The sequence below is a fragment of the Candidatus Photobacterium acropomis genome, assembly GCF_030685555.1.
In the GTDB taxonomy this organism is placed as follows: domain Bacteria; phylum Pseudomonadota; class Gammaproteobacteria; order Enterobacterales; family Vibrionaceae; genus Photobacterium; species Photobacterium lucens.
Map to the genome: position 1 here is coordinate 984,208 of NZ_CP131608.1, position 15,674 is coordinate 999,881.

Annotated in this window: 16 protein-coding genes; 12 read left to right on the plus strand and 4 right to left on the minus strand. The window is 38.9% G+C overall.

What is annotated here, in order from left to right:
• Positions 1-3: 3 nt before the first annotated feature.
• A complete protein-coding gene (locus Q7657_RS04415) occupies positions 4-948 on the minus strand; it encodes a hypothetical protein (protein WP_107165762.1) in 945 nt (314 codons plus the stop codon).
• Between the two features lie 631 nt (positions 949-1,579).
• Here Q7657_RS04415 and Q7657_RS04420 point away from each other — a divergent pair.
• From Q7657_RS04420 to Q7657_RS04460, 9 genes are all read left to right on the plus strand, one after another.
• The gene (locus Q7657_RS04420; RefSeq protein ID WP_107165763.1) at positions 1,580-1,861 is read left to right on the plus strand and encodes an HlyU family transcriptional regulator; all 282 of its coding nucleotides are present in this window, start codon (positions 1,580-1,582) and stop codon (positions 1,859-1,861) included.
• A gap of 448 nt (positions 1,862-2,309) precedes the next feature.
• Positions 2,310-3,860 carry a Re/Si-specific NAD(P)(+) transhydrogenase subunit alpha gene (gene pntA / locus Q7657_RS04425; protein ID WP_053989049.1) on the plus strand — a complete coding sequence of 517 codons (1,551 nt, stop codon included), beginning with the start codon at positions 2,310-2,312 and terminating at the stop codon, positions 3,858-3,860.
• Between the two features lie 15 nt (positions 3,861-3,875).
• Complete coding sequence (gene pntB, locus Q7657_RS04430; protein ID WP_107165764.1) at positions 3,876-5,261, plus strand: Re/Si-specific NAD(P)(+) transhydrogenase subunit beta; 1,386 nt, start codon at positions 3,876-3,878, stop codon at positions 5,259-5,261.
• Between the two features lie 168 nt (positions 5,262-5,429).
• On the plus strand, positions 5,430-6,869 hold the full coding sequence (gene vxrA, locus Q7657_RS04435) for a sensor histidine kinase VxrA (protein ID WP_107165765.1): 1,440 nt from the start codon (positions 5,430-5,432) through the stop codon (positions 6,867-6,869).
• A complete protein-coding gene (locus Q7657_RS04440; protein ID WP_053989052.1) occupies positions 6,844-7,503 on the plus strand; it encodes a response regulator transcription factor in 660 nt (219 codons plus the stop codon). The genes vxrA and Q7657_RS04440 overlap by 26 nt, the downstream gene beginning before the upstream one ends.
• A gap of 14 nt (positions 7,504-7,517) precedes the next feature.
• Positions 7,518-8,381, plus strand: a complete 864-nt coding sequence (locus Q7657_RS04445; RefSeq protein ID WP_498826128.1) for a DUF2861 family protein — start codon at positions 7,518-7,520, stop codon at positions 8,379-8,381.
• 95 nt (positions 8,382-8,476) lie between these two features.
• Entirely contained in the window at positions 8,477-9,676 is a 1,200-nt protein-coding gene (locus tag Q7657_RS04450) for an NnrS family protein (protein ID WP_053989054.1), read from the plus strand.
• A gap of 101 nt (positions 9,677-9,777) precedes the next feature.
• Positions 9,778-9,963: a YoaH family protein gene (locus Q7657_RS04455; protein ID WP_008989304.1), complete on the plus strand. Its 186-nt coding sequence runs from the start codon at positions 9,778-9,780 to the stop codon at positions 9,961-9,963.
• 123 nt (positions 9,964-10,086) lie between these two features.
• Complete coding sequence (locus tag Q7657_RS04460; protein WP_107165767.1) at positions 10,087-10,611, plus strand: HD domain-containing protein; 525 nt, start codon at positions 10,087-10,089, stop codon at positions 10,609-10,611.
• Positions 10,612-10,715: 104 nt separating this feature from the next.
• On the opposite strand, the gene nadE is transcribed toward Q7657_RS04460, so the two are convergent.
• Positions 10,716-11,552 (minus strand): NAD(+) synthase, encoded by an 837-nt coding sequence (nadE, locus tag Q7657_RS04465; protein WP_107165768.1) that lies wholly within the window; start codon positions 11,550-11,552, stop codon positions 10,716-10,718.
• Between the two features lie 234 nt (positions 11,553-11,786).
• Here nadE and Q7657_RS04470 point away from each other — a divergent pair, with 234 nt between their 5' ends.
• Together Q7657_RS04470 and Q7657_RS04475 are read left to right on the plus strand one after the other, a co-directional pair.
• Positions 11,787-12,308 (plus strand): nicotinate-nicotinamide nucleotide adenylyltransferase, encoded by a 522-nt coding sequence (locus tag Q7657_RS04470; protein ID WP_107165769.1) that lies wholly within the window; start codon positions 11,787-11,789, stop codon positions 12,306-12,308.
• A 20-nt stretch (positions 12,309-12,328) separates the two neighbouring features.
• Entirely contained in the window at positions 12,329-12,850 is a 522-nt protein-coding gene (locus Q7657_RS04475) for a hypothetical protein (RefSeq protein WP_258178239.1), read from the plus strand.
• A gap of 102 nt (positions 12,851-12,952) precedes the next feature.
• Here Q7657_RS04475 and Q7657_RS04480 read toward each other — a convergent pair whose 3' ends face one another.
• Positions 12,953-13,633 carry an AraC family ligand binding domain-containing protein gene (locus Q7657_RS04480; protein ID WP_053989058.1) on the minus strand — a complete coding sequence of 227 codons (681 nt, stop codon included), beginning with the start codon at positions 13,631-13,633 and terminating at the stop codon, positions 12,953-12,955.
• 259 nt (positions 13,634-13,892) lie between these two features.
• Between Q7657_RS04480 and Q7657_RS04485 the strand changes: the two genes are divergently transcribed.
• Positions 13,893-15,008 (plus strand): 1-acyl-sn-glycerol-3-phosphate acyltransferase, encoded by a 1,116-nt coding sequence (locus tag Q7657_RS04485; RefSeq protein WP_053989442.1) that lies wholly within the window; start codon positions 13,893-13,895, stop codon positions 15,006-15,008.
• Between the two features lie 36 nt (positions 15,009-15,044).
• Here the strand turns inward: Q7657_RS04485 and Q7657_RS04490 are convergent, their stop codons facing one another.
• Entirely contained in the window at positions 15,045-15,587 is a 543-nt protein-coding gene (locus tag Q7657_RS04490; RefSeq protein WP_237458809.1) for an OmpA family protein, read from the minus strand.
• Positions 15,588-15,674: the final 87 nt, after the last annotated feature.

Sequence of the window (15,674 nt, forward strand, 5' to 3'; positions counted from 1 at the left end):
AGGTTATTCGGCTTTTTTGTATTTTACGTTTGGTGATTGATGTGACTTAAGTTTCGCTCTGGCTTTTACGATCACTGGTAATGCATAAGTGGGTATTTGAATTGCAGCCATTAACGCAAGATATTCAGTTCCTAAATAGCCGCTAGCTATGGTGTAAGTTAAAAGCACATTTCGATTAGTTGCAGTAATGGCAAACAGTGTGGCGTTAGTTTTGTTATAGCGGTAATAGCAGAGGAAAGTGATGGTGAAAAATACGACGCAAAGCAACATGCCTAGGATGAGATAATACAGTCCGTTATAAAATGATCGATCAAACATCTCTCTTAATGGTGCTACCAATCCTAGCGGAAAAGCAAAGATCAGTAATACCGTGAATTTCGATAGTTGACCGTGAATATAAGCTAATTTCTCGCGCTTAATGGTGTTATAGCAAAATGAAGAGATAGCCATTGGGCCAATAATGAAAATCACTAAACGCTGGATATATTCAACCAGATCAAGCTTGACTGTATCGTTTTGTAGCAGCGTTAAATTGATAAATAACACTAATGGCATCATTAATGTCGAAGCAATGGTGAGTGCCATCGCATGTAAAACATCATAGCCAAGGGTTTTAGCAATCGCAGGTGTTGTAAACAGTGTTCCTGTTGCGGTCACGGCGGTAACTGCAATGAATAGCGAAGAGGGAGAATTGAGTAGCCATAAGATACTCATGGCAATCAGGGTTAAACCAATGCTATGAAGACAAGCATAGCTCCACACAGATCCTCGCATTAACTGTTTGATAAGCTGTTCTTGTTTGATCCCGAGTAGTGTAAACAGCATGAGTAAAAACAAGATAAAGGGCAGTGCAGGGAAGAGGGTTTTACTCACATTAGGGAAAATAAAACCAATAATGCCAGCTACCATCAGTAATGGTGCAGAATGTTTATTAATAAAAGAAAGCATAAGTTAAAAATCCTTTGTTAACTTATTGTTATCACTAATCCTATTGAAACATAGAAGCTCGTTGAATTTGAAATAATATATCGCATGCAAATTAATGTAATCGTTCTTAGTAGCGCAATGTGCTTAATTTGAAAAATCCTGTTTAATCAAGCATTAACACATAAGAAAAACTAATCCCAATCTCGAAATATTGTCATTTAAAAGCCAAGTAATACTTATATTAAACTATTCCTAGTTTCTGATTTAACAACGCATTTTTAGGGGCAATCATGGCACATACTTTCGACATCGACGCTGCATCTCCACTTACAGCTCAGGATAAGAGAAGTTATGACGTTACAATCAAAGGATTGATTGCACACCTGTATGATCTTGTATTTAACCGATCAAAAAAGACGGTTGCTTACAGTATTGAAGATTTACCAGTACATTTACAGAAAGATATCGGCCTATACCGATAATATTTTGTATTGAAACTTTAAAAGCCGACATCAATGTCGGCTTTTTTTTTGCACTAATTTCCGCTATAACCTTACAAAAATAATGAATTTTTTTAACTTCTAGATAAAAGAATTCTTTGCTGTATTGATTAAACACATAGTCACTCATTGCTGACTAGGAGAATAAAAAAATGGGCTTTTTTTCAAAGCTATTTGGTTCAAAAAAATCAGAGTCACAAACAGAACAGGTCGAGCCAAGTCATTATAATGATTACTTAATTTATCCAGAGCCTAAACAAGAAGGTGGACAATTTAGGATTGCTGGGCGCATTTGCAAAGAGATCAACGGAGAGTTGAAGACACATCACTTTATTCGCTCCGACTTGTTAAGTTCTCGTCATGATGCTGAAACATTCATGATCAAAAAATCTGAAATGTTTATCAATCAGATGGGCGAAAAAATGTTTGATTGAAAATTGTAGTAATATTCAACAAATTTCATTGCAATTAAGGTGGTATGTCAGTATCTTCTTTAACCATAAGATGGATATCGCACAGCATAGTTATGCTTTTTGTGAATAAGTTAAAGTTAGATTTGTCAGTTATATGGATTTAAAACCCGGCTAGGTGTTTTTTAACAATAGGTTGCACGATTATTTTGTGGCTTATTGGGTATAACGAGTCATTAATGTTTTAACAGCTAAAAGCAAGCATTAAAGAAGATACTGCATCACATTAAAAACTGATAAAAATAGAATATATACTCAAAAATGTATTTTAATTTCAGTTAAATAATTACGAATGTGCGATTTTTGACTAATAGATGTGGGGATTTTTGTATTTTTACTACAAAAGGCTTGATATTGCCGTTTGGGTTGGATACAAAATGATTATGTTATAGCCAATGTTCAGGGAATAATAATGCAGATTGGTGTACCAAGAGAAGTGCTCGCGCATGAAACGCGAGTGGCTGCAACACCTAAAACGGTAGAGCAGCTATTGAAAATGGGGTTCAGCGTTGTCGTTGAGCAAGGAGCCGGACGCTTAGCAAGCTTTGATGATTCAGCTTACGAAGAAGCGGGCGCAAAGGTTGTTTCTACTGATGAAGTTTGGCAATCAGATCTTATTCTTAAAGTTAACGCTCCTCAGGTTAACCCTGAAAATGGTGTTGATGAGTTCGATCTTATTAAAGATGGCGCAAGCCTAGTTAGCTTCATTTGGCCAGCACAAAATCCAGAGTTGTTAGAAAAACTTTCTTCAAAAAATATCAACGTAATGGCGATGGATTCTGTGCCGCGTATCTCACGTGCACAGGCGCTAGATGCATTAAGCTCAATGGCAAATATTGCAGGTTACCGTGCAGTGGTTGAAGCGGCGCATGAATTTGGTCGTTTCTTTACCGGTCAAATTACTGCTGCTGGTAAAGTGCCACCGGCGAAAGTTTTAGTGGCAGGTGCGGGTGTAGCAGGTCTTGCTGCTATCGGTGCTGCTGGTAGCCTTGGCGCAATTGTTCGCTCTTTTGACGTTCGTCCTGAAGTAAAAGAGCAAGTTGAATCAATGGGTGCTGAATTCCTAGAAGTGGATTACAAAGAAGACACTTCAACGGGTGATGGCTACGCAAAAGAAATGTCTGATGAGTTCAACAAAGCTGCTGAGCGTTTATACGCAGAGCAAGCGAAAGATGTTGATATCATTATCACAACCGCACTTATTCCTGGTCGTCCTGCTCCGAAATTAATCACCAAAGAGATGGTCGATTCAATGAAAGCGGGTAGTGTTATTGTCGATCTAGCTGCAGCTAACGGCGGTAACTGTGCCTACACTGAAGCGGATAAAGTGGTAACGACACCAAACGGTGTGAAGGTTATCGGTTACACGGACATGGTTGGTCGTCTTCCAACACAATCATCTCAACTTTACGGTACAAACCTTGTTAACTTACTGAAACTACTTTGCAAAGAGAAAGACGGTAATATTGATATTGATTTCGAAGATGTCGTTCTACGTGGTGTTACTGTTATTAAAGACGGTGAAGTAACGTGGCCTGCACCACCAATTCAGGTATCGGCACAGCCTCAAGCGAAAGTAGAAGAAGCACCTGTCGCTGAGAAAGTTGAAGAACCAACGTCACCAGTTAAGAAATTAGTAGGTTTAGTGGTTGGTTTAGGTGCTTTTGGTTGGGTAGCTTCTGTTGCTCCACCTGCGTTCCTTTCACACTTTACGGTATTCGTTCTTGCTTGCGTCGTTGGTTACTACGTCGTTTGGAACGTTACACATGCATTGCACACACCATTAATGTCAGTTACGAATGCGATCTCAGGCATTATCGTTGTGGGTGCGCTACTTCAAATTGGTCAAGGTAATGGGGTGGTTTCTTTCCTCGCCTTTATTGCTGTTCTCATTGCAAGCATTAATATCTTCGGTGGCTTTACGGTTACCAAACGCATGCTTGAAATGTTCCGTAAAGATTAATAGGAGTAGCAAAGAATGTCTGCAGGATTAGCACAAGCGGCATATATTGTTGCTGCACTTTTTTTCATCCTGAGCCTTGCTGGTTTATCAAAACAAACGTCAGCAAAATCAGGTAACTATTTTGGTATCGCAGGTATGAGCATTGCGCTCATCGCCACTATCTTTGGCCCATATTCTCAAGGTTTTACTTGGATTATCTTGGCAATGGTCATTGGTGGTGCTATCGGTATCTACTACGCCAAACGCGTAGAAATGACAGAAATGCCAGAGTTAGTCGCAATTCTACACAGCTTTGTAGGTATGGCGGCAGTTCTAGTTGGCTATAACAGCTATCTTGAACCGCCTGTATACTCTGGCGAGTTTGCTCACACTGAACACGTTATCCATATGGTAGAGGTGTTCCTAGGTGTGTTTATCGGTGCGGTAACTTTTACTGGTTCAATCGTCGCATTCGGTAAACTACGTGGCATTATTTCATCTTCACCGTTAAACCTACCTCACAAACACAAAATGAACCTAGCTGCAGTGGTTATTTCTACTCTGCTAATGATTTATTTCGTGAAAGCTGACGGTAGCATGTTTGCATTGATTGTGATGACACTGATTGCTTTTGCATTTGGTTATCACCTTGTTGCTTCAATCGGTGGTGCAGATATGCCAGTGGTTGTGTCAATGCTGAACTCATACTCTGGTTGGGCAGCAGCGGCAGCAGGTTTCATGTTAGCAAACGATCTGTTAATCGTAACAGGTGCACTTGTAGGTTCTTCTGGTGCGATCCTGTCTTACATCATGTGTAAGGCGATGAACCGTTCATTTGTGAGTGTTATTGCCGGTGGTTTTGGTCAAGAAATATCTGTTTCTTCAGATGTTGAGTACGGTGAACACCGTGAAATCTTCGCTGAAGAAGTGGCAGAAATGTTGAAAGATGCACGTTCTGTGATTATCACTCCGGGATACGGTATGGCAGTAGCGCAAGCTCAGTACCCAGTGCATGAAATCACGGAAAAACTTCGTGCAAAAGGCGTTGATGTTCGCTTTGGTATTCACCCTGTAGCGGGTCGTCTACCTGGTCACATGAACGTATTACTTGCTGAAGCCAAAGTACCGTATGACGTGGTATTGGAAATGGATGAAATCAACGATGATTTCCCAGAAACAGATGTTGTTCTTGTTATCGGTGCGAACGATACAGTTAACCCGGCAGCAATGGAAGATCCAAATAGTCCTATCGCAGGTATGCCAGTACTTGAAGTTTGGAATGCGAAAGAGGTAGTTGTCTTTAAGCGTTCGATGAATACAGGTTATGCTGGTGTTCAGAATCCATTATTCTTCAAAGAAAACAGTCATATGCTGTTTGGTGATGCAAAAGATACTTGTTTGAAGATTTTAGAGCATCTATAACAAATAATCTCCGCTAAGACAAAGCCACTCATTTGAGTGGCTTTTTTTGTTGTATTTATATTCTTTACGCTAAGTTTATGATAATGATTGCATTTGATTGTATTGAATGCATAGTTTTACATGACAATACATTGACAAATCTCATAAAAACAATGTTAAACTGGCCAAATGAAAACGTATGTACTTTTATTTACACTAGCATTCTCTGCAGCTAGTCATGCAGAAGGACCTTCTTTACCTGAGCGCCTTGCAGCTGTGCGTTCAGAGTTATTGGAAAGTACACCGGTTAAGACGTATGACTTTCGGAAATTTCAAAGTGAATATCCATCAGCTTTGTTATATCCATCAAGTTTATTGCCTCAAACAAATAAATATCCATTACCGGCATTACGTCAGCTCTATCAAAATTCGCTAACATGTAAAGGCCCATGGCCGTTTAGTCCCTTAGTGACACAACCCGTCGTCTTCACTCGCGCTATCTGTAATAAAACAAATTTACCAAATGCTTGGTTTAGACGTTCAGGCTATATTCATCCCGGTGGCGGTAGTTATGCTATACGTTATTTGGAAAAACACCCTGATAAGGTATCTGAGCTAAAGAAATTCTTACATATTAAAGAACGTGCAATGGCGTCTAGTTCAACACTACTTGGTCGTTTACAGCGTATGAGTAGTGATGAGATCAAAGTGTTAATTTCGGGCTCACAGTACTTCATCTCTAATGGTGAATTATGGGTAAGAAACGGTAATGAATATAATATTTATAATCAGGCGACATGGTTAAAAGTGCTTGAACAACATGGGTTACATTTAAAGCGCTTTAGTCGTAATGATTTCTGTTTAGCAAAAAATGGCAATATTTGTTGGCGCGAAGAGAATAAATCGCACTTAACGTATTATTTACTGATTAGCTTATTAGTAAGTAATGCATTAGTACTTATAGGATGGGGGATTTACCGCTTCCGTATCCGCCGTCGTGATATGCAAGAACGTATGCTCGTTCTGCAGATTTTGACCCATGAGTTAAGAACGCCGATTGCAAGTTTATCAATGACGGTTGAAGGTTTTAGACGTCATTTTGATGAGCTGCCAGAAGGCTTATATGATGAATTTAGACGTTTAACTGACGATTCAAGACGTCTAAGACAATTAGCAGAAGCAAGTAAAGATTATTTGCAAGCTAACCAGCAACAACTAAGTACGCAAGAAGTGGAGTCATTAAATGAATGGCTAACTTACCTTGCAGAAGAATATGATGTTACTTTGCATCTTTCTGAAGATCGAAGTGTTCATATTAATGTTTATTGGCTAACAACGTGTTTAAATAATTTACTATCAAATGCCCATAAATACGGTGTAGCACCAGTTACATTAACGTCATCATACAAAGACGGAAAGCTTAAGATTATCGTGCAAGATCAAGGTCCTTTAACGGCCAAAGATTGGTCTCGCTTGAGAAAACCTTTCGTTACTGAGAAAGGTTTAGGTCTAGGTTTAACGATTGTAGAATCGATGATTAATAGAATGGGAGGGACATTGAAGCTCTCTGGCCCACCAACAACGTTTATATTGGAGATACCGTGTGAATCAAACTCTGCTACTGGTTGAAGATGACCGCAACCTTGCTGATGGTTTACTCGATTGCTTGAAGCAAGCTGGATACAATTGCTTATATGCAGATTGTGCAAGTAAAGTTGATGCTTTATGGAAAGAAGCCGATCTTGTAGTACTTGATCGCCAACTTCCAGAAGGTGACTCATTAAATTACCTAGGTGCATGGCTTAAGAAAAAGCACCTACCTGTGATCTTGTTAACAGCAATGGTATCAATCAACGATAAAGTCGTTGGTCTCGATTCAGGTGCAAAAGATTACTTAACGAAGCCTTTCGCTGAAGAAGAGCTATTAGCCCGTGTACGTGTTCATCTTCGTGGTGATGATGAAGATACTGCAGCAGCAAACATCATTAAAGTTGGTGATATCATCATTAACCAAGAAAGCCGCGAAGTGTTATTTGGTGATGAAAATATTACTCTGACGCGTACAGAATTCGAATTACTTGTATTCTTATCTAAAAATGCAGGTCGTGTATTTACTCGTGACGAATTACTTGATCAAGTGTGGGGTTATAACCATTACCCAACAACTCGTACAGTTGATACGCATATTCTTCAGCTACGTCAAAAACTACCAGGTATTGATATCGAAACATTACGTGGTGTTGGCTATCGCATGAAGCCATAAGAATTGGCGTTAAAATGAGAAAAATAACGTCTTTCTTATGTGGTTTGGGCATTGCGCACTCACTGTTTTTTACAGCGAGTGCCAATGCTGACTGGTTCATCAACCAAAGTACTTTTACTGAAGCGCATAAGTACTTGTTGGAGAACAGAACCGATCAAGCTTTTGAAGCCATCGTTGAAGCTTGGCAGCAGTCGCCAAGTGTTGATCAACAGACTAATCTAAATAATTTACTCGATCTTGCGATCTCTGAAGATTGTGGTCACAGCTTAGATAAAACAGTTTTACCCACTTGGTTATCTAAGCTATCCATTGAGCGTGCTGTTGTTCAAAACCTGAATCAGCAAATATTAAAGCTATCAATAGTTGGTTTGACTCGAGTAAAAATTGAACAAATCACGTTTACAAAATACCCCAATTATTCATTGATTGATGAAGCTCCTGTTATTGATGATGGCGGTTATTTTACGGTAGAAGCTAATAAGCTCGATCATAAGGTTGAAGCTGGGCTTTATAAGTTATCTATTGTGGCTAAAGGTAAACCAGTTTGGAATAAATGGGTGGTGCTAAATGAGCCTCCAGCTAAACAAACCCTTGGCTGGAAAGATAGTAACTCATGGCGTATTGATCAGGTAAAAGAGCTTAATACTACCTGCCCATCACCGATATTGTCGGTCAAGATGTATGATTTGAATGATACAGATTGGCGACCATTATGGAGTGAAGAGGTGGATACGCATTTACCAACGAAGCTTCCTAAATTACATATCCCTGAAGGTCGTTATTGGCTTGATGTGGGGTTAATTCAGAGTCGATGGCAGGGTGAATTGTCTATCCTCGATGTTCAAAGCATTACGCGTCCCATCGACTATTTAGGATGATGATGTGAGTGAATTAGAAAAACCACTGTAATCGGTGGTTTTTTTATAACCTTAAACATGTATAATTAATACATCTTTAAGGTTGGGACAAACAAATGCAAATTGTAGATAAGACTAAAGAAGACAAAATACCTGCTATTTTACGTTTAGGATTTAGACCTTTCTTTCTCGGTGCTAGCACATTTTCTGTATTTGCAATGCTCATTTGGGCACTGTTTTGGTCTGGTCAGTCACAGCTCGCTGGCGTTATGTATGCTAATCCAATTTGGTGGCATAGCCATGAAATGCTATTTGGCTTTTCAGGTGCAATTATTATTGGTTTTCTTTTAACGGCAGTTCAAAACTGGACAGGGCAGACTGGTATTAAAGGTACACGATTATTGCTTGTGTTCAGTTTATGGTTAATTGCGCGCTTAGGTTTAATGTTTGCACCATTGAGCATCGTCTGGTTGGTGATAGATACTGCTTGGATTTTCCTTGCGATGTACTATCTTGCTATACCCATTGTGAAGGTAAAACAATGGCGTAATCTGTTTTTTATACCTGTACTTGCATTGTTTGGCATGATGAACGTGAAGTTTCATTTAGTCGCTCTAGGAATGCTCAGTACAGCGATCAGTACACTGACGTTACCTATTGTTCTTGTTGTTAGTTTAATTACATTGGTCGTTGGTGGTCGAGTTATTCCATTCTTTACTTGGCGTGGTACTCAAACAGAACAAATTACACGAGTTAAAGTGATTGAATATGCAGCTCTAATTCCTATTTGGTTGTTGTTATTCGCGACACTGATACCATCAAATCTGATACCTGCTAATTGGATAGGTGTACTTGCAATCATTACAGCGTTAACTAACTTTGTGCGTTTTAGTCGCTGGCGTACGTTGTCAACCTTATCAAATCCATTGCTGTGGACATTACATTTGGCATATTTATCGCTAATCATAGGTTTATTTGCATTAGGCGTGAGTTATGTTAGCAATTACATCAGTGTATCTATTGCTATACATATAATGGCTATTGGCGGTATTGGAGGTATGATTTTATCGATGATCTCACGAGTGTCGCTTGGTCATACTGGTAGAAAGCTTAAAGTTAATATGTTGATGCCAATTTCTTTTATTGCTTTATTTGCATCTCTGTTAGCTAGAGTAGTGTTGATCCTAGTGCTTCCAAGTATAACTATTGATGGTTATGTGTTATCAGCTTGCTTATGGGCATTAGCGTTTGCAATTTTTGCTATTGTTTATTATCCAATCCTTACACAGCCTCGAGTAGATGGTCATCCTGGCTAATTTTAATCAAGTTTGATTGGCGTTTAGCTGGATTGATAATCAGTGACATTATTGATTAATCACTCTAAAATAATGCCTCGTTCATCAAGAAGAAGAAAGTTATGTACAATCACACCCCAACGCTCACTCACGAAGAACAGCAAAAAGCGGCAGAGCGTATTCATGAGTTGATGGCTCAAGGTATTAGTAGTGGTGAAGCTATCATGATCGTAGCTAACCAAATTCGTGAAGAAGATGCTAAACGTCGTCAGGCGGCGGGTGAATCTTTCAGTGATGAAGAAGAGTAATTAAAAGAAGAGCTTAGCGGCTCTTTTTTTATATCTGAATTCTAGCATTCCAAATAAAAGGCTGTTCAATTATTAATTTTTATTATAAAAGATAAATTAGTAGTTACATTTTGGGGTAATGATATGAATGACCGTTATTTAAAGGCACAAGCATTTGCGAAGGAACGCCATGGTGAACAAAAATATGGAGATTACCCATACTACATTCATCTAGACGCGGTAGCAGAGCTAGCAAGCCCTTACGGTACCGATGCGATGATTGTTGCCCAACTTCATGATGTTATTGAAGACACAGAAACAACATTTGACGAATTAGCTGATGTATTTGGTTACACCATTGCTGATGCAGTGAATTACGTAACAGATGTTAAGTTAGAAGATAGAGCGAAGCGCAAATTAGAGATCAACCAACGTTTATTCTCGCTTAATCCTGCTGAAGATGCTGCTCGCTTAGCATTGATTGTCAAAGCTTGCGATCGATTAGCGAATGTACGTTCAAGTAGTAATAGTTCACGTCGTCATTATTTAATGTATCAAGCTGAGCATGAAGCGTTTAAACATGCGGTATACCGTCCTGGTTTATGCGATGAGATCTGGCAAGAATTAGACTTACTAATACATACAAAAGACTGTGTTAATTGCTATTAATTCTTGGTTAGATAACTGATAAAAGAAAGCCTTTGTGTTTAGGTAGACTAAACCAAAGGCTTTTTTGTTGCCGCGATAATAACTCGCAGCAGACATGAAGAAGATTATTCTTCGTCGTAAATAGTAGGGATTGGCTGACGTTTGTGTTGAGTGACTTTGTAGATAGACACTAAACGATCACGTACGAAATCTTCAACAGGCTTGCCTTCAAGGAAATCATCGATTTGATCGTAAGAAACTTGAAGTGCATCTTCATCTGCTTTTTGTGGTGCTAGTTCTTCTAAATCAGCTGTCGGTACTTTGAATACTAACTGCTCAGGTGCACCTAGCTTTGCAGCAATCTTACGTACTTGGCGTTTATTTAAGCCAAATAAAGGAGCAAGATCGCAAGCGCCATCACCAAATTTGGTGTAGAAGCCAGTAATGTTTTCAGCTGAATGATCTGTACCTAAAACTAAACCACCAACAAGCCCTGCGATTTCGTATTGAGCTATCATACGAGTTCGTGCTTTTACATTACCTTTAACGAAATCAACCTTTGCTTCATCAGCAGGGATAAGGCCGGTACCTTCAATAGCAAAAAGGGTACTTGCATGTGTACCATCAACACCATCTTTAATATTCACGCTAACCGAGTGGCTAGGCTTAATGAAGCGTAATGCTAGCTGGGCTTCATCTTCATCCTGTTGCTCGCCGTATGGTAGGCGTACAGCGATAAATTGGTAATCATTAGTATTGGTTTCTGCGTTTAAACCATCAATAGCTAATTGAGCAAGGCGACCACAGGTTGTTGAATCCACGCCACCACTAATGCCTAGCACAAGAGATTTACAGCCTGATTGTTTAAGTTTTTTCTGAATAAATGCCACACGGCGTTGGATTTCAAAATCAACGTCAATTTCAGGTAACACACGCATTTCAGTGCGGATAAGCTGTTCCATGGTATATGAATCCTTAAGGGCGTTAGCCCAAATATTAATCATTTGAAACGGTATAATGGAGAAATGAGAGTTAAACCATTACACCTTTTTCAAAATCATGCGATAACTCTTAACTATGATCAATGCTAAAGATAGATTTAACTAAAATTAGTCAGCAATTTTCTTGGAAATGCTTAAATAATAGTTACATCATTAGAAAATCTTTGCGAAAAAACAGTTTGATAGGTCTGATGGATGAAACAAACACTCGCCGTCTTTGGTAGCGCATTTAATCCGCCAAGTTTAGGGCATCGCTCTGTGTTAGAACGCTTAGCGCATTATGACAAAGTTCTTTTATTACCAAGTTATAGCCATGCTTGGGGTAAAGCGATGCTGGATTATTCACTCCGTTGTCAGCTCGTTTCTGCGTTTATTAATGATATTTCGCAGAGCAATTTGGAACTATCAACCTTAGAGCAAGAGATTGCCATTGACGATGAAGCGGTAACGACTTTCGCGGTTCTTCAAGAGTTAGAAAAGCGCTACCCTGAATATCAAATTACTTTTGTGGTTGGTCCTGATAATTTCTTGAACTTTAGTAAGTTTTACATGTCAAAAGAAATACTTAGCCGTTGGCAGGTATTAGCTTGTCCTGAAACGTCACCGATCAGAAGTACCTTAATTCGTGACAAGTTGGCTAAGGGAGAAAATGTCTCTGAACTTACTACTCCAAGTGTTTGTAAGTTGCTGATGACAGATGGGCGTTTTCAATTTTAAGTTGCAGGGGTTATGTCAGCGTGCTTAAAACAATCCCGTTATCAATTATATGTAGCTTTTCGTTTATTTTTTCTTCGTCAGTGTTGGCGTTCAATTGTAATGATTCTTATATAGAAGGGTCTGCCAATAGCCTCTTTAATAAGAATTATGGTGCGATGTGCTCTATAGCTTCATATGACCATGATCTTAAGAAGATAGAAGCTAAGGATAATTCATCACTTTGGAAATTAGATCAAAGTAACTATGGCAGTAAGTTTTGGTTACATTGGAATGATGACTTTGCCGATTCTCCCGTTTTAATGGATCACAGTGCCTCGACATTTTATGGTTTAGGCTTTTGGATGCCGGAGCAATATGATGAAGAAGACTTTTCAAATGTAGCTGGGGCTGAAAGTTGGATCTTAAATCATGGCTTACAAATGAGTTTAGGATTTGGTGATCCAAAAGGGCATACGCCGAGGGTGAGGTTTGATTATCGTTGGCACAACAATAGCCATGTTGAAGATGGTGTGTCGATGCAATTGCATTTTCCTATTAATTAGCCTTTTCCAAGTAATAAAAAACGCCCGTTGTGGGCGTTTTACTTATTCTTCTTTTCTTCACCTGTTTACTGAATATGCGAACAGGCTGCGTATTTAAATCGGTTACTTTAAGCTTTCACCCAGAATAGGCAGTGATAAGGCTTCAATCATTTGCTCGGTTGTATTTAGCTGAGCTGCAATTTGTGGCAATTTACGACCTGAACGACTCAGCTTCAGTACTTCACGCATCATAATGCAGGCCTCGCACTCTTTAACCGTCATATTCATGACTGCTTCAAGGCTACTGATGGTCGCTTTTTCAGTGATCTTGTTACCTGATAGCATTAAGGCTAATGAATTGTGATATTGCTTATTAATTGCAGGGCATAGCGATTGGGTCGATACCGATAGGTTTGCTGTTTGATCTGCAATGACACGTAATAATCTACCTTCAGCACCTTCCCATTGATGTTTTTCTACAGGTGTTTTTGATAGCTCATCAAGAACCGCTCTGATCAAAGGAGAAACAACAAAAAAGCCTGCATCAGTACACAATGGTTGTGTCATTCGAACGGAAAACGCCACTTTGTAATATTGAGTACCTGGAAGCACAGTAATAGCGTGCAAACAGTCAAATGGCACCCAAAAGCCATGGCCTTTAGTGACCATGTGTTCATGTTTACCTAAACGGATCAGCACACTGCCGTCAGTTACAATAATGAAGTAAGAACAATGGCTTTTACGACGTGAACCAACAAAAAGAAAAGGATGTTCGTTGTTTGAAAACTCAATAGCTTGTTTCATAGTGACTCTCTAACACATAAGCCTGCACATCTTCGTTTTTTTTTCTGATAGCGTCAACTCAGAGGGGAATGTAATAACTAAATACTGTAGATAACATTCAACATGTGATCAAATTAGGGCAAAATGCCGAATAAGCGTTTAAAAATTCGCCTAAATAATGAGGTATGACCTCCAACCATCACGGTTATTGACACTGGTTGTTTGGCTAATGTTTTTTTATAAGTAAAATAAACCAGTTTTTTCAAGATGAAGCATGACTGTGCAAGTAGATAACGATATTTATAAAGAAATCCGCCCATATAACGACGATGAAGTTAGTGGTGCGATTCAACGCCTCATTGATGATAAAGATTTTATCAATGCCATTTTAAAATACCGATTCCCTCATGCATCGGGCATGTTTGGATGGTTACTTATTCCTTTAATTAAGCGTTTTCTTGTCAAGAAATGGTCTGGCATTAAAACGGTTAAAGACGTGCAAGACCAAGTGGCTAAATACATGAATGGCACGATTGAACATTCATGTGATGGTGTAACTTATACTGGTCTTGATAAGCTTGATCCAAGCAAAGCTTACTTATTTGTTTCTAATCACCGTGATATTGCAATGGATCCTGCGATGGTTAACTGGTGTCTATATCAAGAGAAAATGGGCACAGTAAGAATTGCAATTGGTGATAACCTTTTAAAGAAACCTTGTGCGACAGAGCTTATGCGCTTAAACAAGAGCTTTATTGTGAAACGTTCGGCTAAAGGCCCGCGTGAGTTAATGAAGTCGTTAGGTTTGCTATCAAGCTATATTTCACACTCGCTAGAAACAGGCAATAACATTTGGATTGCACAGAAAGAAGGTCGTGCTAAAGATGGCAACGATAAAACTGATCCTGCAATTTTAAAAATGTTTTATATGGAAGGTCGAAAACGTAAACAATCATTTGAAGACTTTATGAGTGGTTTAAACATTGTGCCTGTAGCGATTTCTTACGAAAACGATCCTTGTGACGTGGCTAAAGCTGAAGAATTACATCAGAAGGCAACAACGGGCAGTTATGAGAAAGGTGAATTTGAAGATATTGAAAGTATCGTTCAAGGCATCGTTGGTGAAAAACGCCATATTCATATTAGCTTTGGTGATGTGATCACCCATGCTCCAGAAACCCCAGAAGAATTAGCATTAGAAATCGATCGTCAAATTACTCAGAATTACCATTTATTCCCAGCAAATTACATTGCTGCAGGTATGGATTCTGATCTGGTGACAGAAGATGAAAAGTCGCTGTTTAACAAGAAGTTTGAAAATCACAATGAAGGCGTGAATGACATTTTGAAACAGATGTATGCATTGCCAGCGTTGAAAAAACAACAGCTATCGTAATATTAAATCAAACGGCACCGAGTGTGCCGTTTCTTTTTAGTACATGCCTAATTCCGGATCATAAGTCACGATAATCGTTTGTGGCATGATCAGTTCGGTGCTATTTATCCAGTTTTGTTCGTATTGTTTATAGTGAGCCGTTTCTTCCTCACTGGTTTGAAGCAATTGTATCCTTTCTTCTTCAATATCAAATTGCATAGCAATGTAATCAGCAACGCCATATAAACGTTGATGTGCTAAATCGCCTGTTGTATGCAAAGTAATAACAATAAATGTTTCTTTGTAAGTCTCTAATAAGTAGCCGAGTTCATCGAGAATACTTTTAATTCTTGCCGTTAATTGGCTGCTGTTATTTTCAAAGTAAATTACGTCATAGTGGGTTGGAAATTCCACTAACATTGCTTGCTCTGGAAAATGATCAAGCTTTGTCATCAAAGGATGAGAGATAGGATGTGTTTGGCTAAAGCTATGAATGGCAAAACATGTTTTTGAGTTAAATAGAACGAACAGTAAAAGGATACTGGCAAGGTAGCTATTACAGGAGAAGGAACGCTTAAAATATCGAGGAATTAACCACATAGCAGACTCAATATACAGGCTTTATTATCAAGTCTAGTATATTGAGCTAACTTATTTTGATATATACACCTTATTTGACTATTCCAA